Annotated in this window: 18 protein-coding genes; 12 read left to right on the top strand and 6 right to left on the bottom strand. The window is 73.2% G+C overall.

Annotation, left to right across the window (positions count from 1 at the left end; translation table 11 throughout):
• Positions 1–100: 100 nt before the first annotated feature.
• Genes ACFPA8_RS09055 through ACFPA8_RS09040 form a run of 4 tightly spaced genes read left to right on the top strand, consistent with a single transcriptional unit; the run spans position 101 to position 4,348 of the window.
• Entirely contained in the window at positions 101–1,318 is a 1,218-nt protein-coding gene (locus ACFPA8_RS09055) for an energy-coupling factor ABC transporter permease (RefSeq protein ID WP_386445042.1), read from the top strand.
• Positions 1,315–2,103, top strand: a complete 789-nt coding sequence (cbiQ, locus tag ACFPA8_RS09050; protein WP_386445039.1) for a cobalt ECF transporter T component CbiQ — start codon at positions 1,315–1,317, stop codon at positions 2,101–2,103. Before ACFPA8_RS09055 ends, cbiQ begins: the two co-directional genes overlap by 4 nt.
• On the top strand, positions 2,091–2,903 hold the full coding sequence (locus ACFPA8_RS09045; RefSeq protein ID WP_386445036.1) for an energy-coupling factor ABC transporter ATP-binding protein: 813 nt from the start codon (positions 2,091–2,093) through the stop codon (positions 2,901–2,903). Before cbiQ ends, ACFPA8_RS09045 begins: the two co-directional genes overlap by 13 nt.
• 47 nt (positions 2,904–2,950) lie before the next feature.
• Positions 2,951–4,348: a serine hydrolase domain-containing protein gene (locus ACFPA8_RS09040; protein ID WP_386445033.1), complete on the top strand. Its 1,398-nt coding sequence runs from the start codon at positions 2,951–2,953 to the stop codon at positions 4,346–4,348.
• Between the two features lie 187 nt (positions 4,349–4,535).
• Here the strand turns inward: ACFPA8_RS09040 and ACFPA8_RS09035 are convergent, their stop codons facing one another.
• A complete protein-coding gene (locus ACFPA8_RS09035; protein ID WP_386446264.1) occupies positions 4,536–4,970 on the bottom strand; it encodes an ATP-binding protein in 435 nt (144 codons plus the stop codon).
• Between the two features lie 182 nt (positions 4,971–5,152).
• Here ACFPA8_RS09035 and ACFPA8_RS09030 point away from each other — a divergent pair, with 182 nt between their 5' ends.
• The 4 genes from ACFPA8_RS09030 (at position 5,153) to ACFPA8_RS09015 (ending at position 8,464) form a co-directional block, all read left to right on the top strand.
• Positions 5,153–6,034 carry a helix-turn-helix domain-containing protein gene (locus ACFPA8_RS09030; protein WP_386445030.1) on the top strand — a complete coding sequence of 294 codons (882 nt, stop codon included), beginning with the start codon at positions 5,153–5,155 and terminating at the stop codon, positions 6,032–6,034.
• 345 nt (positions 6,035–6,379) lie between these two features.
• Entirely contained in the window at positions 6,380–7,195 is an 816-nt protein-coding gene (locus ACFPA8_RS09025; protein WP_386445027.1) for an SAM-dependent methyltransferase, read from the top strand.
• On the top strand, positions 7,192–7,485 hold the full coding sequence (locus tag ACFPA8_RS09020; RefSeq protein ID WP_386445025.1) for a hypothetical protein: 294 nt from the start codon (positions 7,192–7,194) through the stop codon (positions 7,483–7,485). Before ACFPA8_RS09025 ends, ACFPA8_RS09020 begins: the two co-directional genes overlap by 4 nt.
• 142 nt (positions 7,486–7,627) lie before the next feature.
• Positions 7,628–8,464, top strand: coding sequence for an SDR family NAD(P)-dependent oxidoreductase (locus ACFPA8_RS09015; RefSeq protein ID WP_386445022.1), 837 nt, complete (start codon positions 7,628–7,630; stop codon positions 8,462–8,464).
• Between the two features lie 36 nt (positions 8,465–8,500).
• Here the strand turns inward: ACFPA8_RS09015 and ACFPA8_RS09010 are convergent, their stop codons facing one another.
• From ACFPA8_RS09010 to rsmI, 5 genes are all read right to left on the bottom strand, one after another.
• Positions 8,501–9,454, bottom strand: coding sequence for a 4-(cytidine 5'-diphospho)-2-C-methyl-D-erythritol kinase (locus ACFPA8_RS09010; protein WP_386445019.1), 954 nt, complete (start codon positions 9,452–9,454; stop codon positions 8,501–8,503).
• Positions 9,451–10,287, bottom strand: a complete 837-nt coding sequence (gene rsmA / locus ACFPA8_RS09005; RefSeq protein ID WP_386446262.1) for a 16S rRNA (adenine(1518)-N(6)/adenine(1519)-N(6))-dimethyltransferase RsmA — start codon at positions 10,285–10,287, stop codon at positions 9,451–9,453. Before rsmA ends, ACFPA8_RS09010 begins: the two co-directional genes overlap by 4 nt.
• Positions 10,288–10,427: 140 nt before the next feature.
• The gene (locus ACFPA8_RS09000) at positions 10,428–12,005 is read right to left on the bottom strand and encodes a ubiquitin-like domain-containing protein (protein ID WP_386445016.1); all 1,578 of its coding nucleotides are present in this window, start codon (positions 12,003–12,005) and stop codon (positions 10,428–10,430) included.
• A 196-nt stretch (positions 12,006–12,201) separates the two neighbouring features.
• Positions 12,202–13,029, bottom strand: coding sequence for a TatD family hydrolase (locus ACFPA8_RS08995; protein ID WP_386445013.1), 828 nt, complete (start codon positions 13,027–13,029; stop codon positions 12,202–12,204).
• 241 nt (positions 13,030–13,270) lie between these two features.
• The gene (gene rsmI / locus ACFPA8_RS08990; protein ID WP_386445010.1) at positions 13,271–14,155 is read right to left on the bottom strand and encodes a 16S rRNA (cytidine(1402)-2'-O)-methyltransferase; all 885 of its coding nucleotides are present in this window, start codon (positions 14,153–14,155) and stop codon (positions 13,271–13,273) included.
• Positions 14,156–14,393: 238 nt separating this feature from the next.
• On the opposite strand from rsmI, the gene ACFPA8_RS08985 reads away from it, so the two are divergent.
• The 4 genes from ACFPA8_RS08985 (at position 14,394) to ACFPA8_RS08970 (ending at position 19,630) form a co-directional block, all read left to right on the top strand.
• Positions 14,394–16,151, top strand: a complete 1,758-nt coding sequence (locus ACFPA8_RS08985; RefSeq protein ID WP_386445007.1) for a dolichyl-phosphate-mannose--protein mannosyltransferase — start codon at positions 14,394–14,396, stop codon at positions 16,149–16,151.
• Positions 16,152–16,363: 212 nt separating this feature from the next.
• Positions 16,364–17,992 (top strand): penicillin-binding transpeptidase domain-containing protein, encoded by a 1,629-nt coding sequence (locus ACFPA8_RS08980; RefSeq protein WP_386445004.1) that lies wholly within the window; start codon positions 16,364–16,366, stop codon positions 17,990–17,992.
• 223 nt (positions 17,993–18,215) lie between these two features.
• Positions 18,216–18,737: a YbaK/EbsC family protein gene (locus tag ACFPA8_RS08975; protein WP_386445002.1), complete on the top strand. Its 522-nt coding sequence runs from the start codon at positions 18,216–18,218 to the stop codon at positions 18,735–18,737.
• Positions 18,734–19,630, top strand: a complete 897-nt coding sequence (locus ACFPA8_RS08970) for an EamA family transporter (protein WP_386444999.1) — start codon at positions 18,734–18,736, stop codon at positions 19,628–19,630. The genes ACFPA8_RS08975 and ACFPA8_RS08970 overlap by 4 nt, the downstream gene beginning before the upstream one ends.
• Positions 19,631–19,636: the final 6 nt, after the last annotated feature.

The following is a 19,636-nucleotide window of genomic DNA, read 5'->3' as shown; positions in this document are numbered from 1 at the left end:
CATGTCACCGCTCTTGCAATACGTTTGCAGGTAGCCCCTATCATCAAACAGTTGTGCAGTGTCCGGAACCATCAGCTGGCTCGAGAAGCGGAGCGGCGTAATGCATGTCCCCGACGGATTCATCGACGCCCCTGTGTCGGTCGCCGCGGGAGCGGTCGCCGCAGGCGCGGTGGCCCTCTCACTGCGCGGCGCCCGCCGTGAACTGGGCGGCGGCAGCGGCGCCTTGGGCCCGAGCACGGCCATGGGCGGAGAGCGCACGGCACCCCTGGCCGGGCTCGTCGCCGCCTTCGTGTTCGCCGTCCAGATGCTCAACTTCCCCGTCGCGGCAGGCACCAGCGGGCACCTGCTCGGCGGGGCACTCGCCGCGATACTCGTGGGGCCGTTCACGGGCGTGCTCTGCATCTCCGTCGTCCTGCTGATGCAGGGCCTGCTCTTCGCGGACGGCGGACTGACCGCCCTGGGCGTGAACATCGTCCTCATGGGCGTGGTGACGGTCCTCGTCGCCTACGGGCTGCTCCGCGGGCTGCTCCGTGTCCTGCCGCGCCGCCGCGGCAGCGTCACCGCCGCCTCCTTCGTCGCCGCCCTGGTCTCGGTGCCCGCGTCGGCGATCGCCTTCACGGGGCTCTACGCGGTCGGCGGCACGGCCGACGTGGCTCTGGGCAAGGTCTTCGCCGCCATGGCGGGTGTGCATGTGCTGATCGGCCTCGGCGAGGCCGCCATCACGGCCGCCACGGTAGGTGCGGTCATCGCCGTACGTCCGGATCTCGTGTACGGGGCACGGGAGTTGGCGTCCGGTCCGCTGAAGTTGCGTACCGCTGCGGTCGCGACACCGGGCGACGGCACCGCCGGGACGCCGAGCGGTGCCGGGCGCACCGAGCCGCCGGCGGCGCAGCCCGCGGACCCGGCTCCCGCGCAGCCCGCGGACCCGGCTCCCGCGCAGCCCGCGCAGGCGCCGGCCCCGCCCCGCAGCAACCGGCGCCTGTGGCTGGGCGGTCTGCTGGTCACGGTGCTCTGCGCGGGCATCGTCAGCTTCTACGCGTCCGCCAGTCCCGACGGCCTGGAGAAGGTCGCAGCGGACAACGGCATCGACGAGAAGGCCCGGGACCACGCCGCCGCGGACTCCCCGCTCGCCGACTACGGGATCGAGGACATCGCCGACGCGCGCCTCTCCGGAGGACTGGCGGGCGTCATCGGTGCCGGCGTGACCCTCGCCGTGGGCAGCGGGGTCTTCGTGGCCGTACGCCGCAGGCAGCCGGAGACCACTCCCGACGCCGCGGACGCCGGTGCGCACGCCGACGCCGCCCGCACCGGCACATGAGCACCCGTCACGCGGGCCATGCGCACAAGCTCTACCTGCACGGCCACTCACCGGTGCACTCCCTCCCCGCGCACTGCAAGCTCGCCGCCGTCTTCGCCTTCGTCCTCCTCGTCGTCGCGACGCCGCGCGAAGCGGTGTGGGCGTTCGGGCTGTACGCGGTGCTGCTCGCAGCGGTCGCCGCGGCGGCCCGGGTGCCGTACGGGCATCTGCTCCAACGGCTGCTGATCGAGGTCCCGTTCGTCGGCTTCGCTCTGCTGATGCCGTTCGTCGCGGAGGGCCCCTACACCGAACTGGGCGGTGTGCCGGGGCTGTCCGGGGTGTCCCTGTCGGTGTCCGGGCTGTGGAGCGCCTGGAACATCCTCGCCAAGGGAACCCTGGGCGTCGCCGCGTCCGTCCTCCTCGCTTCCACGACGGAGCTGCGGGAACTGCTGCTCGGCCTCCAGAGGTTGAGGCTGCCGCCGCTGCTGGTGCAGATCGCCTCCTTCATGATCCGCTACGGCGACGTCATCGCGGACGAGATGCGGCGGATGCGCGTCGCCCGCCTGTCCCGGGGCTTCCGGGCGCGCGGTGTCCGGCAGTGGGGCGTCCTCGCCAAGTCGGCGGGCGCGTTGTTCATCCGCTCGTACGAGCGTGGGGAGCGCGTCCACCTCGCCATGGTCAGCCGCGGCTACGCCGGCACGATGCCCGTCATCGACGAGGTGGACGCGACGCGCGCCCAGTGGGGCCGGGCCGCGGCCCTCCCGCTCGCGGCGCTCGCGGTGTGTCTGCTGGGATGGACGCTGTGACGAGTACCGACGACGCTGGCACCGGCCGCGCGCAGCCCCAGGAGCAACTGCCGCCCTCCCTCCAGGTTTCCGGCCTCGCCTACGCCTATCCGGACGGCCACCAGGCGCTGTTCGGGGTCGACCTGACCGTCCGGCGCGGTGAGCGCGTCGCGTTGCTCGGCCCCAACGGCGCGGGCAAGACCACCCTCGTGCTGCACCTCAACGGCATCCTCACCGCCGGTGCCGGCTCCGTCAGCGTCGCGGGACTGCCCCTGGAGCCGCGCAACGTCGCCGAGGTCAGACGCCGCGTCGGCATCGTCTTCCAGGACCCGGACGACCAGTTGTTCATGCCGACGGTCCGCGAGGACGTCGCCTTCGGACCCGCCACCGCAGGGTTGCGCGGCGCGGAGCTGGCCTCGCGGGTCCACGACGCACTGGCACAGGTCGGCATGGAGGCGCACGCCGACCGGCCGCCGCACCACCTCTCCTTCGGGCAGCGGCGCCGTGTCGCCGTGGCCACGGTGCTGGCGATGCAGCCGGAGATCCTCGTGCTGGACGAGCCGTCCTCCAACCTCGATCCGGCCTCCCGGCGCGAACTGGCGGACATCCTGTGCACGTTGGACGTCACGGTGCTCATGGTCACCCACGACCTGCCGTACGCCCTTCAGCTGTGCCCCCGTTCCGTGGTGCTGAGCGACGGAGTGATCGTCGCCGACGGGGGTACGCAGCAACTCCTGTGCGACGAAGGGCTGATGGTCCAGCACCGTCTCGAGCTGCCCTTCGGCTTCGACCCCGGATCGGTGACGGTCCCGGGCCGGTAGCACCATGTAGGGGCACAGGCAGACGGCACGAGCGGACGGACGAGGGCGTGAGCGCGCAGAACGCTGGGAACGCTGATGACGCTGTGGACGTCCAGGGCGAGGTGGCGGACGGATACGAGCCGGTCCGTGAGGCGTTCGCCGAGAACTTCCGCACGCGCGGGGAGACCGGCGCCGCGCTGACGGTGCACCGCGAGGGACGGATCGTCGTCGACCTGTGGGGCGGCAGCAGGAATCCCGCACCGGACGCCGAGGGCGACCGGGGGACGGGGAGCGGGGCCTGGCAGTCCGGCACCGCGGCCGTCGTACGCTCCGCATCCAAGGGCCCGGCGGCGGCCGTACTCCATCTGCTGCACCAGCGCGGCCAGTTGGACCTGGACGCGCCCGTGGCGACCTACTGGCCGCAGTTCAAGGCGAACGGCAAGGACCGTCTCCTGGTACGGCATGTGCTCGCGCACCGCGGGGGACTGCCCGCGCTGGAGGCCCCCCTCACCCCGGAGCAGGCCTTCGACGGCGTCAGCGGCCCCTCCGCGCTGGCCGCCCAGGCGCCTCTCTGGGAACCCGGCACGGAGCACGGCTACCACCCGCACACTTTCGGCTGGCTGCTCGGCGAGCTCGTACAGCGGGCCACGGGACGCCCGTTGGGGCGCTGGTTCGCGGAGGAGGTCGCCCGGCCGCTGGGACTCGACATCTGGTTCGGCCTCCCCCGCCCGGGAACGGGCGCGGCCGAGCACCCCTCCGAGGCGCCCGCTTCGCCGCCGGCACCGGCTGCGGCACCCGCCGCCGTCGACCTCGCCCGGCTCGCCGACGTGCCCACCCCCGAACCGTCCGCCGCGTCGGGGCTGCGCGTACGCCCGAAGCGGGCCGTGACCGAGGCGTACGGCGACCACGCCTCGCTGACGCGGCGGGCCTTCGACTCGATCGGCCCGCGTCCCGACGAGAACGCCCCCGAATGCCTCGCCGCGGGGCTCCCGGGCTCCGGCGCGATCGCCACCGCCCGCTCGCTCTCGCGCTTCTACGCCGCGCTCATCGGCCCGCTGCCCGACGCTTCCCGCGCGCCGGTGGCGGAGGGCGCCGTACCCGCGGCGGGGCCAGGAGCCGGGCCGGGAGCGGGAGAGGGGCGGCGGACGGTGCGGAGCGTACAGGCGTCCGGGAAACGGCTGTTCACGCCCGCGACGCTCACTCAGGCCCGCTCGCAGGAGTCCAGCGGGCCGGACCGGGTGCTCGTCGTCAACTCCCGTTTCGGACTGGGCTTCATGCTGCACAGCCCCTCGGCCCCCATGCTCGCGCCGGGCTCCTTCGGGCATCCGGGACGCGGCGGTTCGCTGGCGTTCGCCGATCCGGAGTCGGGCACGGCCGTCGCGTACGTCACCGCCGCCATGCAGCGTTCGGTCACGTCGGACCCGCGTACGCACGCCGTGGTGCGGGCGCTGCGCGCGTGTCTGTGACGCGGGCGTGCCGCCGGTGGCGGGGGTGCTGACGCGAACGTTCCGGCGGAACCCGCCGTGCCCGGCGGCGCAGTGACCCTGAACGTGGCGGTGGCGCGGCACGCCGTCGGTGCGGGACGGGTGACCGGCAGCCCGCGGGGGAGCGTGGCAGACGTCCTGCCGTCCCCTCGGCGGGCCTGCGCCGCGGTCAGTCCTGGAGCCTGGCCCAGACGACGTTGCCGCGTGTGACGGCCGACGCCGTCGCGCCCCAACTCTCCGCCAGCGCCTCGACGATGTGCAGCCCGCGGCCGCCCTCCTTCTCGGCCGTCGGCGTGCGGCGGCAGGGGGAACGGCTGCCGGAGTCGTCGTCGTGGACCTCCACCTGCACCCCGCCGTACGGCGAGGAGGTGGCGGCGCACACGATCCAGCTGCTGTCGGTGTGTTTCACGGCGTTCGTGGCCAGCTCCGAGATGACGAGGGCCGCCTGCTCGCGTAAGTCGGGCGAGGCGCCCCGTTCGCGGAGCCAGCGGTCCAGCGCATGGCGGGCTCGAGGCACGCTGACGTCCTCGGCCGGCAGCCGGAGCGCTGTTGAATCCGTGGTCGTGTCGGACGGATGGCGCGGTGGGAGGTGCGTGGGGGGCACGCTCAAGGGGAGCACGGAGTTCACTATGAGCGCTGCGGTCTTCAACTCGCAAGCTTCCTTCTGATAATTTCAGAGTGAAGACCCAGTGGAGAGACGGAAGTTGACGCCCCGACAGATGTCCGACACTGTCAGCGACGCTGAGAACAAGCACCACTGTCGACGCCGATCCCCGGAGGTGGGGCGTGACTGATGCACTGCCGAGCGGGTCGAGTGCCCCCACGGTGCTGCGCATCATCCTCGGAAAGCGGCTCAAGGAGCTGCGTGAGGGATCGGGCGTCCGCGTGGAGGACGCCGCCAAGGTCCTGCGGGTCAACCACCTGACGATCAGACGCATGGAGAACGCGCAGGTCGGCCTCAAAGTCCCGTACGTCAAGGAGCTGTTGAGGCTCTACGGCGTCGGCGACGCGGAGGTCGGAGAGTTCATCTCGATGGCCGAGCGGGCCAACGCCCCCGGCTGGTGGTACCCGTTCCGCGACGCACTGCCCGACTGGTTCCGGGCGTACGTCAGCCTGGAGACCGACGCCCAGGTGATACGGGTCTACGAACCCCACTACGTGACCGGCCTGTTGCAGACACGCGACTACGCGCGCGAAGTCATCCGCGCGGGCTTCCCCAACGCGTCGGAGGACGCGCTGGAGCACCGCGTGGACCTGAGGGTGCGCCGTCAGGCGCTGCTGGAGCGGCCGGACGCCCCGACGCTGTGGGTGGTGCTCGAAGAGGCGGCGCTGCGGCGGGACGTGGGCGGCCCGGACGTCATGCGGGGTCAGATGGACCGGCTCATAGAGGCGGCCGGGCATCCGAGCATCACGCTGCGGATCGTCCCCATGGCGGCGGGGGCCCATCCGGCGACGGGCGGTCATCTGACGTATTTCCGCTTCCGCGAACGGGAGTTGCAGGACATCGTCTACACCGAGGTGGGACTCACCAGCGCCGTGTACCTGGACCAGAGACCCGACGTGGTCACGCACCTGGAGGCGCTGACCCGCGTCTCGCTGCTGGCCGCCGAGTACGTGCCCGATCCGCAGACGTACCTGATGAACCTGCGCAAGGAGTTCTCGAAATGACGATTCCCGCACCGGAGTTCGGGTCGCCCGACGGCTGAGGGCCGCCTGGCGGCGACCCGCGGGCGGCGCCCGGCCGCGCCGCCCGCCCGGCAGGCACCCGCCGGGCCGGCGGCACACCGCACGGACCAGGACCGGCACCGACCAATAGCAGACCGGCACCGACCGGCACCGACCGGCACCGACCGGCACCGATCAGCACCGACCGGCGCCGACCAGAACGAGGACGAGCGCCCGACCAGCGCACGTCCCCAGCACCATCCCCGGAACCACAGACCACACGACCGGTCGCGCGGGAGCACTCGCCGTGCGCTCCCGCCGGCCCACACGGCAGAAAAGGGATGAACGATGACCACGTCCGGCAAGCCGGAGATCGACACCAGCAGGCCGCACTCTGCCCGGATGTACGACTACTACCTCGGCGGCAAGGACTGGTATCCCGTCGACGAGGAGGCCGCCGAGAAGGTGCTGACGGTCTGCCCGCACATCCGCCTCACCGCCGAGACCAACCGCTCGTTCATGCACCGCGCGACGCGGACCCTCGCCTCCGAGTACGGCGTGCGGCAGTTCGTCGACATCGGCACCGGCATCCCCACCTCGCCCAACCTGCACCAGGTCGCTCAGGGCGTGGCGCCCGACGCCCGCGTCGTGTACGCCGACCACGACGCCACCGTGCTCGAGTACGCCCACGTCCTCATGCGCAGCACACCCGAGGGACGTACCGCCTACATCAGCGCCGACATCCGCGAGGACGACATCCTCGACTCGCCTCGGCTGCGCGAGATCATCGACCTGGACGAGCCGGTGGCGCTCTCCCTCGTCGCGCTCCTGCACTTCGTCCCCGACGAGAACAAGCCGTACGAGATCGTCCGCGGCCTGCTCGACCGGCTCGCCTCCGGCAGCTTCCTCGTCCTCTCGCACTGCACCACCGACTTCGACGCTGCCGCCTGGCAGGGCGTGAAGAAGGTCTACGACGCGGCGGGCACGACGGTGCAGCTCCGCTCCCACCAGGAGGTCGGGCTCTTCTTCGACGGGCTGGAGCTGCTCGAACCGGGGGTGACCGCGGCTCACGAGTGGCGCCCCGACGGCACGCATGAACTCCCCGCCGACGCCGACCAGTTGCGCAGTGCCACGCTCTACGCGGGTGTGGGCAGGAAGCCATGAACGCTCCGGTCGGCAAGGGTCCCCCCGGGCCCGGGCGCAGGCCGACACGGCAGCAGCTGGAGGCGGCCCGCATCCGTGCCCGGACGACCGGGGAGACCCTGGAGCAGGCGCTGGCGGTGTTCATGGGCGCGGGCCGCTACGGAAGCGAGGCCGAACCGGTGGCCCCGGCGCCCGGTTACGGCTTCGAGCCCGCGCACGCCGAGGCCGAACACCTGGCAGCGGTCCTCCCCTTCACACGGGCACGCCGCAACGACACGGCGGACCCGGGCGACGGCGAGCGGGAGGACTGAGAACCGGGCGCCGCGGGCCCTCGCCGCGCGGGGTGCGTTGTGCCGGGTCCTCGCGGCCCGGCCCGCGCGGCCCGGTCCTCGCCGTACGCCTCACGCCGTACGCCCCTCGCCGTCCGGCCGGGTACGGCGCTAACCTCGCCCGATGCGGCGATTCGAGGGCTTTGCGGTACTGGTGACGGCGGCCGGACAGGGCATCGGTGCGGCCGTCTCCCGGCGACTGGCGGCCGAGGGCGCCCGGGTGCTGGTGACGGACGTGGACGGCGGACGGGCCGGGCGCACGGCGGAGGAGATCCGCCGCGACAGCGGCGGCAGCGCGAGCGGGACCGTCGGGGACGCGGAGAACGGCTCCAGCGGCACCGCCGAGGCGCTGGTGTGCGACGTGGGCGACAGGCGCAGCGTCGAGGCCGCCGTGGCACACGCCGTCGAGCGGTTCGGGCGTCTGGACGTCCTGGTCAACAACGCCTACTCCTGCCACCCCGACGCGGAGCTGCTGGAGGACGAACCGGACGAGACCTGGGAGCAGGACCTCGACACCACCCTCACGGGAGCCTTCCGCTGCGCACGTGCGGCGATGCCGCACCTCGCCGCGGCGGGCGGTCGCGGCGCGATCGTCAACATCGGCTCGGTCAACGGTCTCCAGGACTTCGGCAACCACGCCTACAGCGCGGCCAAGGCGGGGCTGACGAGCCTCACCCGCACGCTGGCCGGAGCGGGCGGCCCCCGCGGGGTACGGGTCAACCTCGTCGCACCCGGCACTGTGCACACAGCCGCGTGGGCAGGGCGGGAAGCGGTGCTGGAGCACCTCGGCTCCGTCTACCCGCTGGGCCGGGTCGGCCGCCCCGACGACATCGCGGCCGCCGTCGCTTTCCTGGCATCGGCGGACGCCGCGTGGATCACGGGCATCACCCTGCCCGTCGACGGCGGCATCACGTCCGTCAACTCCGGTTTCCAGCAGGCGACCCGGGACGCCGGGGCGTAGGCCCCGCAGGGCCGGGGCGCTGCGCCGCCGCTGCCCTCAGCCGGTACGGACCACCGTCGCACCGGGAGCGGGGCCGGTGGTGGTCCGTGCGGTGCGGCAGTGTCCCGAGGCCTGCAGCGCGGCGGCCACGTCACGGGCGGAGCCGGCGTCCCCGGTGAGGAACGCACACGTCGGGCCCGAGCCGGAGACGAGGGCGGCGAGCGCCCCGGCGGCCTCACCGGTCTTGAGGGTGTCCGCGAGCGACGGGCGCAGCGAAACCGCCGCCGCCTGAAGGTCGTTGGAGAGCGCACCCGCCAGCGCGCGGGCGTCACCGCTGCGCAGCGCGGCGAGCAGATCCTCCGACGCCTCCGGCTCGGGGACCGTTTCGACGGTGGCGCCCCCGCCCTCCGCTTCGCGCAGGCGGTCGCACTCGCGGTAGACGGCGGGCGTGGAGAGGCCGCCGTCCGCGACCGCGAACACCCAGTGGAAGGTGCCGCCGGTCTCCAGGGGCGTCAGCAACTCGCCCCGGCCACGCCCCAGCGCGGCACCGCCGACGAGGGAGAACGGCACATCCGAACCCAACTCGGCGCACATGGCGAGGAGTTCCTCACGCGGAGTACGGGTGCCCCACAGCGTGTCACACGCCAGCAGCGCGCCCGCCGCGTCGGCGCTGCCGCCGGCCATGCCTCCCGCGACGGGGATGTCCTTGGCGATGTGCAGCCTCACACCGGGTGTCCGTCCGTGCCGCCGGGCGAGCAGCCGCGCGGCGCGGGCCGCCAGATTGCTCTCGTCCAGCGGCACTTGGGACGCGTCTGCGCCCTCGGCCGTCAGCTGGAGACCGTCCGCGGGGGAGGCGGTGACCTCGTCGTGCAGGCCGACGGCGAGGAAGACGTTCGCCAAGCCGTGGAAACCGTCGGCCCGCAGACCCCCCACCGAGAGCTGGACGTTGACCTTCGCGGGCACCCGTACGGTCACGTACCCGGCGCCGTTCACGCGCTCGGCGTCACTCACGCGGCTGTCTCCCTGTGCTGTGCGTGCTGCTCCGCGACGGCGGCGAACTCCTCCACGGTGAGCGCCTCCCCCCGCGCCTGCGGGGAGACCCCGGCCCGGGTCAGCGCCTCCTCGGCGGCGGCCGCCGATCCCGCCCAGCCCGAGAGCGCCGAGCGCAGGGTCTTGCGGCGCTGGGCGAACGCGGCGTCGACGACGGCGAAGACCTCGTCCCGCCGGGCGCTCGTGCGCGGAGGGTCCCGGCGTACGAGCGAGACGAGGCCGGAGTCCACATTCGGTGCGGGCCAGAAGACGCTGCGGCCGACGGCGCCCGCCCGCTTGACCTCGCAGTACCAGGCGGCCTTGACCGAGGGGACCCCGTAGACCTTCGAACCGGGCGGTGCCGCCAGCCGGTCTGCGACCTCCGACTGGACCATGACCAGGACGCGTTGCAGCGTCGGGAACGTGGCCAGCATGTGCAGCAGCACAGGAACGGCCACGTTGTACGGGAGGTTGGCGACCAGCGCGGTGGGGGACGGGCCCGGCAGCACGTCCAGCTGCATCGCGTCCGCATGCACGAGCGTGAAGTCGCCGGCGCGCAGCGGCAGCCGGGACCGTACGGTCCCGGGCAGCGCCGCCGCGAGCTGGTCGTCGACCTCGACCGCCGTCACGTGCCGCGCGGCCTGCAGCAGGGCGAGGGTCAGCGAGCCGAGCCCGGGACCGATCTCCAGGACGACGTCGTCCGCGCCCACCTCGGCCGTACGCACGATGCGGCGCACGGTGTTGGCGTCGATGACGAAGTTCTGCCCCCGCTGCTTGGTCGGCCGCAGCCCCAGTGTCGCCGCGAGTTCGCGGATGTCGGAGGGGCCGAGGAGGGCGTCGGAGCCGCCGCTGTCCGGTCCCGGACCCGAGCCGGAAGCGGACCCGGGACCGGCTTCGGGACCGGCTTCGCGGTCGGGGTGGTGGCCGGGGTGGTGGCCGGGGGCGGGGACTGCGTTCACCGCGCCAGTTTACGGCCGCAGAACGGCCACGGACTCGCCCCCTGCGACACGTAGAGCTTCTTGGCGCGGTACGTCTGCTCCTCCGGCGGAGCGTGCTCCGGACGGCCGCTTCCTCCCAGGCCGTTCCACGTGCGGTGGTCGAACTGGTACAGCCCCCCGTAGCGCCCCGAGGCGTCGACGGCGTCCGGCCTGCCGCCCGACTCGCACTGCGCGAGAGCCGTCCAGTCCAGATGGTCCGCGCCGGGCACGGATTGCGGCAGCGGCCTCGTGCCGACGCGGATGATCTGCTCGCGAGGGCGGCGCAGCACCTCGACGGCGATGCGCCTCGGCTTCTCGCGCACGCCGTCGACCGTACGGAGCCGGTAGGTGACCCGCCGCAGGCCGGGCCTTCCGGCCCGGGAGACGACCTCCGTGCCCTGCATCAGGGACGGGTCCGCCTGCCGCAGCGTCTTGAAGGGGGTGCGCTCCTCCTTGACCTTCTCGCGGCCGGTGATCCGCATGACGGTGATGGTCTGCCCCTCGTGCGGGAAACTGTCGATCGGCACGGATGTGACGTCCAGGCCGCCGAGTTCGAGGCCCGCGTCGCCGAGCGCTTCGAGCACGGTGGCCGCGTTCGTGGTGACGGTCTCCTCGTGCCCGTCGGCGAGGAACGTGATGCTGCGCTCGGTCACGACCTCCAGGGTGATGCCGTCCCGCCCGATCCGGGCGTCGGGTGCCGTCGACAGGCGAGCGCCCTCGGCGCGGACCCCCAGCTGCCGCAGCGCCCCCGTCACGGTGCGGGCCGTCGTCCACACCCTGCTGCGCCTGCCGTCCAGGGTGAGGTCCACGCGCCGTCCGTGGCGTACGGCGATCTCGTCGCCGTCGGCCAGGGCCTGCCGCGGGGCGGGGCCGACGTCGTCGTGGCCGCCCACGTGCACGTCCTGCTCCTCGAGGAGTTCGCCGACGTCGTCGGCGAACGTGTGCAGGGTGCGGGACTGCCCGTCGATGCTCAGCCGCACTGTCTTGTCGTGCGCGACGAAGGCGGTCGTGCCGCCGGCCAGGAAGGCCACGACGAGGGCCTGCGGCACCAGCCGGCGCAGCGTCTCGGGGCGCCGGGCCGCTCTGCGGGCCCGTTCGGCGCGGCGGGCGGCGGCCCTGCCGCCGGGGGCGCGCACCACCGGGGCGGGGGCCGCGCGGACGGTTTCCGCGTTCCGGCGCACGGGGCCCGGACCGGGGACGGGGACGGCGCCCGGACGGGGCACGGAGCGGGTGCGGGACGCGTCGGCCGGCCGTGCGGCGGCTCGTGCGGAGGCGGTCCGGGTGTCCGCGCCGGACGCCGGCGGGGTCTCGTACGACGGCCGGTACGTGTCGTAGGGGTTCCGCTCGTAGCCGTCGGGAGAGAGGAACGGCGGCGTGCGCTCAGGCTTGGCGCCGCTTCCGGACGTCCGTCCGTACGGCCGGGGTTCGTGTCCGAGGAGCCGGCCGGGGGGCTGCGCGTACACCGGCGGGACGTACACCGCGGGTCGTCCGGGACGTACGGCGTGTCCCCGTGGTGCGGGCCCGTACCCCTGCTCCGGCACGCGCGGGTCGGGCATGACCTGCACGCGCGTGCCTCGCCCCGCACGGCGCACCGCGCGGTGACTTCCCTGTGACTGCGACTGGCTCAACGACGCACTCCAACTTCCGGCGGGATGTCGCGCGGACTGTAGCCGGACTTGCGTCACTCTCCAAAGCGGAGTCACTACACAGAGTTGTCTTCACCCGAATTCGGCGCCTACAGGGGGGTGTTCGTCAATAGCCGAAGGCGCGCGCGGTGTTGGCCGCCACGTGCTCTGCCAGGGCGTCTTCGGACATCCCCTTCGTCTCCGCCATCGCGCGCAGCGTGACCGGAACGAGGTAGGGGGCGTTAGGCCGTCCGCGGTACGGAGCCGGCGTCAGGAAGGGCGCGTCGGTCTCCACGAGCACGAGTTCCGCGGGCGCGACGGCGAGCGCGTCCCGCAGCGGCTGCGCGTTCTTGAAGGTGACGTTCCCCGCGAAGGACATGTACCAGCCCCTCGCGGCGCAGTGCCGTGCCATCGCCGCGTCGCCGGAGTAGCAGTGGAAGACGGTGCGTTCCGGGGCGCCTTCCTCGTCGAGGATGCGCAGCACGTCCTCGTGCGCGTCGCGGTCGTGGATGACGAGTGCGCGCCCCAGCTGCTTGGCGATGGCGATGTGCGCGCGGAACGAGTGCTGCTGGGCGGCGACGCCCTCCTCGCCCGTACGGAAGTAGTCCAGGCCCGTCTCCCCGACCGCGAGCACCTGGGGCAGCGCGGCCAGCTTCTCGATCTCCGCGAGCGCCGCGTCGAGGGAGGCCCGGTCGCCCACGCGCGGCGCCTCGTTGGGGTGCAGGGCCACGGCGGCGTGCACCGAGGGGAACGCGGCGGCCGTCTCCGCGGCCCACCGGGAGCGTTCGAGGTCGCAGCCGACCTGGACGAGCGTGGTCACCCCGACCGAGGCGGCTGCCGCGACCGCCTCCCCGACGGAGGGGTCCTGCATGTCGAGGTGGGTGTGCGAGTCGGCGACCGGCACGCGGAGCGGCTCGGGCAGCGGAGGTGCGGGCTGCTGCGTGGAAGTCGGCATGCCCGCGATCCTAGGACCTGCCCGTCCGGGCCCGGACGGGCCCTGCACGGCCCCCGCGGTCGAAGGCGGCGGCGGGGGCTGAACGTCGGCGAGCCGACAGCTGGAGCCGGCCGGGCAGTCGCGGGTGCGGAAGCCCGACCCCGGGACGGGCGAGCCGGGTCGGGAGCCGATCCGTCGGGTCCGGCCCTTCGCGAATGACGTGGGTCCGCGCCGTTCTCCACGAGGTGCCGCGGCGGGCCTGCTACGGCGCGCCCCCGGACGTGCCCGGTGAAGTCGGCCCCGGCGGCGCCTTCTTCGCCGCCACGACCGCGTCGAACACTTCGCGCTTCGGTACGCCCGCGTCCTTCGCCACGGCGGCGATCGCCTCCTTGCGGCGCTCACCCGCCTCTTCGCGTACGGCCACCCTGCCCGCCAGCTCCGGTCCGTCCGGCTGCGGCCCGTCCTCCTGCGCGGCGCCCTCGACGACGACGGTGATCTCACCGCGTACGCCCGCCGCCGCCCAGTCCGCCAGTTCCCCGAGCGGCCCGCGCCGGACCTCCTCGTACGTCTTCGTCAACTCCCGGCACACCGCGGCTCGCCGGCCGGTGCCGAACACCTCCGCCATCGCCGTGAGAGTGGCCTCGAGCCGGTGCGGCGACTCGAAGTACACCAGCGTGCGCCGCTCGCCCGCCGCCTCCCGCAGCCGTGCCTGCCGCTCGCCGCCCTTGCGCGGCAGGAAGCCCTCGAAGCAGAACCGGTCGACCGGCAGCCCCGAGAGCGCCAGCGCCGTCAGCACCGCCGACGGCCCGGGCACCGCCGTCACGGCGATTCCCCGCTCCACCGCCGCGGCCACGAGCCGGTACCCCGGGTCGGACACCGACGGCATGCCGGCGTCCGTCACCAGAAGCACCCGCGCCCCACCGGCGAGGGCCTCGGCGAGCTCGGGCGTACGGGCCGCCTCGTTGCCCTCGAAGTAGGAGACGACCCGGCCCCCGGTCCGTACGCCGAGCGCGTGCGTGAGCCTCCGCAGCCGCCGGGTGTCCTCGGCGGCGACGATGTCCGCCCCGGCGATCTCACGGGCGAGGCGCGGCGGTGCGTCCGCGACGTCCCCGATGGGCGTTCCGGCGAGTACGAGCGTTCCAGTCACCCCTCCATCCTCCCAGCACGGGAGGCGCCGCCGGGACGTGGCCGGGGACGCTGCGGGCCCGCCCCGGGACGGCGTACGCCGCGGCCGGCACCCCGCCGGAGCGCGGGGTGCGGCACCGCCGGACCGTCCGGCAGCACGGGACGGGCGGCCCCCCGCCGGGCGCAGTTCATGCTGTGCGGCGCTGCGCGTGTTCCCGTGCGGCCACCCCCAGCGCCGGAGCGTTCCCTACGATGGCCCGGTGACGACCAGTGACACCGCGGCAGACGTCCCACGCGCGGAGACCCCGGAGAGCCTGCCGACCTGGCAGACCCGGCTGCGCGGTTTCGGCTATGCGGGACGCCCGCGCGTCGGCACACGGGAGCGGCTGGTGCCGCCCTTCCCCGGGCCGGACCTGCGCATCGGCGCTCTGTTCGGTCTCTCGCCGTACGCCGCCGCCCGCCTTGCACGCTGGGCGGCATGGGGCGGCCCGCTGCTGGTCGCGCTGCTCGCGGGGGTGCTGCGCTTCTGGCAGCTCGGCTCCCCGCACGCCGTGATATTCGACGAGACGTACTACGCCAAGGACGCCTGGTCCCTCTTCCAGCACGGCTACGAGGGCAGCTGGCCGGACAAGGCCAACGAGCGCATCCTCGACGACCCCCAGCGCATCCCGCTCTCACCGGAGGGCGCCTACGTCGTCCACCCCCCGGTCGGGAAGTGGGTCATCGGCCTCGGGGAGTGGATGTTCGGACTGAACCCCTTCGGCTGGCGCTTCATGACGGCCCTGCTCGGCACGCTGTCGGTGCTGATGCTCTGCCGGATCGGACGGCGTCTGTTCCGTTCCACCGTCCTCGGCTGCCTCGCGGGCGCGCTGATGGCCGTCGACGGCCTGCACTTCGTGATGAGCCGCGCCGCGCTGCTGGACCTGGTGCTGATGTTCTGGGTGCTGGCCGCCTTCGGCTGCCTGCTGATCGACCGGGACAGAACCCGCGCCGCCGTCGCCCGTGCGCTCCCCGCGGACGATCCTCCCGAGCCGCGGGACCCGGGGGCCCGGCCAGGCCGGGCCGGCGTCCGTCCCGACGCCCGGACCGGCGCCCGGCTGCGGCTCGGCCCGCGCCCGTGGCGGCTCCTGGCCGGTCTCTGCCTGGGCCTCGGCTGCGCCACCAAGTGGAACGGCCTGTACATCCTCGCCGCGTTCGGGCTCCTCACCGTCCTGTGGGACATGGGCGCCCGCCGCACGGCGGGGGCGCCGCGGCCCTTCGCGGCGATGGTCCGGCGGGACTCCCTGCCCGCCTTCGCCTCCCTCGTCGTGGTGGCGTTCGGCACGTACGTCGCGTCCTGGTCGGGCTGGTTCGCCACTTCCGGCGGCTACTTCCGCGACTGGGCGGACAAGGCGGGGGCGGCCGGCCCGTGGGGCTGGCTGCCCGGGCCGCTGCGCAGCCTGTGGCACTACGAGTCGGAGGTCTACGAGTTCCACGTGGGCCTCACGTCCGGTCACACCTACGAGTCCAACCCGTGGAGCTGGCTGGTGCTCGGCCGTCCCGTCTCCTACTTCTACGAGTCGCCCAAGGCGGGCAAGGACGGCTGCACCGCGCAGGGCGAGGGCTGCGCACGCGAAGTCCTCGCCCTGGGAACGCCGCTGCTGTGGTGGGCCGCCTGCTTCGCCCTGCTCTACGTCCTCTACCGCTGGCTCTTCAGGCGGGACTGGCGTGCGGGTGCCGTGCTGTGCGGCGTCGCGGCCGGTTATCTGCCCTGGTTCATGTACCAGGAGCGGACGATTTTCCTTTTCTACGCGGTCGTCTTCGTGCCGTTCCTGTGCCTTGCCCTGAGCATGATGATCGGCGCGCTCGCCGGTCCGCCGGGAGTGGGGGAGCGCAGACGCACGGCGGGAATCGTCGCGTCCGGCGTACTCGTGCTGCTCATCGTGTGGAACTTCATCTATTTCTGGCCGATCTACACCGGGCAGACGATTCCCATGGACGAGTGGCAGCAGCGCATGTGGTTCGACACCTGGATCTGATCACCCGACTCCCGCTCGCGTAGGGTGTGTTCGGCGTCCGGAGTCTCGATCCGGTGATTATTCGAATCCGCTTCCCGGCCATATGCGCCCTAACAGGGATACGCGGGGTACGTGATGTTGCCCGCGTGCTCTAGGGTGCCTCGCACAGGTCCTTGGCGCGTCGGCTGAGGCGGGGTGGAGGGGCAGAATCTCTAATGCGTGACACTCAGAAGATGGCGTTGATCGGAGGCGCCGCCGCAGTCGTCGTCGCCGCCACCGGCTTCGGCGTCTATGCCCTCGTCGGAGGTGAAAGCAAGGAAGGCGGCAACGGAGGCGTCGCCTCGTCCGACGGGAAGGGCCCCGACAAGGTCGAGACGGGACCGCCCAGCGCGGCGGAGGTCCGTACCACGGCGAAGCGGTTCCTCGCGGCCTGGTCCTCGGGCGACCCCGCGAAGGCCGCGAAGCTCACCGACGACACAGCCGCCGCGGCGAAGGAACTGAAGGGCTACCGCGACGAGGCCCACGTCTCCAAGGTCGGGCTGTCGCAGGGCTCCGCCTCCGGAGCGAAGGTTCCCTTCGACGTCAACGCGCAGGTCGCGTACCAGAAGCAGCGCGCCACCTGGAACTACAGCTCCTCGCTGGAAGTCGTCCGCGACAAGAAGAGCGGCGACCCGGTCGTGGACTGGAAGCCGACGGTGATCAACCCGAAGCTGAAGGAAGGCCAGTCGGTCAGGACCGGCAAGGCGGGCACCCCGCCCATCAAGGCCGTCGACCGCAACGGTGCCCCGCTCACGAAGGAAGCTCACCCGATGCTCGCCGGCGTCCTCGACGACCTGCGCAAGCGTTACGGCGACAAGACGGACGGCACCCCCGGTGTCGAGACGCGCATCGTCGACGCCAAGGGCGAGGACACCGGCACCACCCTGCGCACCCTCTCCAAGGGCGAGCCCGGCACCCTCAAGACCACCCTCGACAAGGACCTCCAGGTCGCCGCCGAGCAGGCGGTCAAGGGCAAGGCCAAGGCCGGCGCGGTCGCCCTCCGGCCCAGCACCGGCGAAGTGCTCGCCATCGCCAACTCGCCGGCTGACGGCTTCAACACGGCGCTGCGCGGTTCCCTCGCGCCGGGCTCCACGATGAAGGTCATCACCAGCGCGATGCTGCTCGACAAGGGCCTCGCGTCGCCCGGCAAGGCGCACCCCTGCCCCAAGTACCACACGTACGGCGGCTGGAAGTTCCAGAACGACGACAAGTTCGAGATCGAGAACGGCACGTTCGCGCAGAGCTTCGCCCGCTCCTGCAACACCGCCTTCATCAGCCAGGCCGAGAAGCTCGACGACTCCGACCTGAGCAAGGAGGCCGGCGAGGTCTTCGGCATCGGCCAGAACTGGCAGGTGGGCACCGGCACGTTCGACGGCAGCGTGCCCACCCAGTCGGACGCCCAGATGGCCGCGTCCCTCATCGGGCAGGGCGCCGTGCGGATGAACCCGCTGAACATGGCCTCCGTCGCGGCGACCGTCCAGAACGGCACGTTCAAGCAGCCGCTGATCGTCTCGCCGTCGCTGGACGACCGTACGATCGCCAAGGCGGCCAGGAACATGAAGCCGCAGACCCAGGCGGACCTGAAGAACCTGATGAAACTGACGGCCGCCAGCGGTACGGCAGCCAAGCCCATGGCGGGGCTCAGCGGAGACGTCGGCGCCAAGACGGGGTCCGCGGAGGTCGACGGCCAGAAGAAGCCCAACGCCTGGTTCACCGCGTACAACGGGGACCTCGCGGCGGCAGCGGTGGTCCCGGCCTCGGGCCACGGCAGTGACAACGCCGGACCGGTCGTCCGCGACATCCTGGACGCGGCGGCGGGCTGACCCCGCCCCGCGACTGCGCCGCAACCGAGGCGCAGCAGCGCGGCCGGCAGGCCACACGCACGGCGAGCGGCGCTCCCCCAAGGGGGCGCCGCTCGCGGCACGTTGCGGCCAGTGCGGTTCCGCGCCCGCACGGGAACCGACGCCCGTACGGGAACACGCGCCCGAGACAGACGGCACGAAACCGCGTCGCCCCCGTCCGCCGCCGGGAGGTAGCGTCGGCCGCATGAACCAGGCACCGTCAGCCCACCCCCGCTTCGTCGCCGCCCTGTCGGCGCTGGGCCCCCTCGCTTCGCCGGGGGGACCCCCGGGCGAAGTCGAGATCCGTGCCTTCCCCGAGGCCACCCGCACCGCCGCGCAGGCCGCCCGGGCCATCGGCTGCGAGCTCAGCCAGATCGTCAAATCGCTGGTCTTCGCGGCAGACGGCGAACCGGTCCTGGTGCTGATGGACGGCGCCTCACGCGTCGACGTGCGGCTCGTACAGGCGGAGTTGGGCGTCCGCAGCGTGCAGCGGGCGGACGCCGGCCTGGTGCGCGAGGCGACCGGCTACGCGATCGGCGGTGTGCCGCCCTTCGGACACGTGACCGACATGCGGGTGCTCGCCGACCGCCGGCTGCTCGACCACGAGGTCGTATGGGCCGCCGCGGGCACTCCGCACACGGTCTTCGCGCTCGCCCCCGACGCGCTGATCGCCCACGCCCGCGGGTCGGTCGTGGACGTGCGCGAGCAGCCCGCCGACGTGTCGTGACGCCGCTGGTCGTCGCGGCCGTCCTGGCCGCCGCGGTCACACACGCCTCGTGGAACGCCCTGGCGCACCACATCGAGGACCAGCTCATCGCCTTCACCCTCGTGGGATCGGGCGGGGCGCTCTGCGGCCTGGTGCTCGCCTTCTCCGTGCCCGCGCCCGCCGCCGCGGCGTGGCCGCCGCTGCTGCTCTCCGCGGCGCTCCACGTCGTCTACCAGCTGCTGCTGATGCGGTCGTTCGGGCTCGGGGACTTCGGGCAGATGTATCCGATCGCGCGTGGTACGGCTCCGCTCGTCGTGACCGTCCTCGCCGCCGTCTTCCTCCACGAGTGGCCCGACGTCTGGCAGTCGACCGGGGTGGCCCTCGCCACGGCGGGACTGCTGGGAGTCGCGCTGTGGGGGATACGCCGGGAACGCCCCGCCGACGGCCCCGCCCGCAGCGGGCCGGAACCCTCCCCCCGTGCTGTCTCCCGGCTGCCCGCGCTGTCCGCCGCCGTGGCCACGGGGCTGGCCATCGCCTCCTACACCGTCATCGACGGCGTCGGCGTGCGCGCTTCGGGCTCAGCCCTCAGCTATGTCGCATGGCTGATGCTGCTGGAGGGCGTCCCCATCCCCGTGTACGCGCTCCTCACCCGTCGCGGTGCGCTCCGGGCCCGGCTGCGCCCCGTCGCACTGCGCGGCCTGACGGCGGGCGCACTCTCCGTCGTCGCATACGGGCTGGTGCTGTGGGCGCAGACCCGCGCGCCCCTCGCGCCCGTCGCCGCTCTACGCGAGTCGTCGATCATCGCGGGCGCGGTCATAGGGGCGCTCTTCTTCAAGGAGCGGTTCGGCACCCCGCGGGTCGCCGCGTCGGTGCTGATGGTCGGCGGCATCGCGCTGATGCTGCACGGGAGTTGAGCGCGG

This window comes from Streptomyces ovatisporus, from assembly GCF_042653885.1.
GTDB classification, from domain to species: Bacteria; Actinomycetota; Actinomycetes; order Streptomycetales; family Streptomycetaceae; genus Streptomyces; species Streptomyces ovatisporus.
This window is presented reverse-complemented; position numbering and strand designations above follow the sequence as displayed.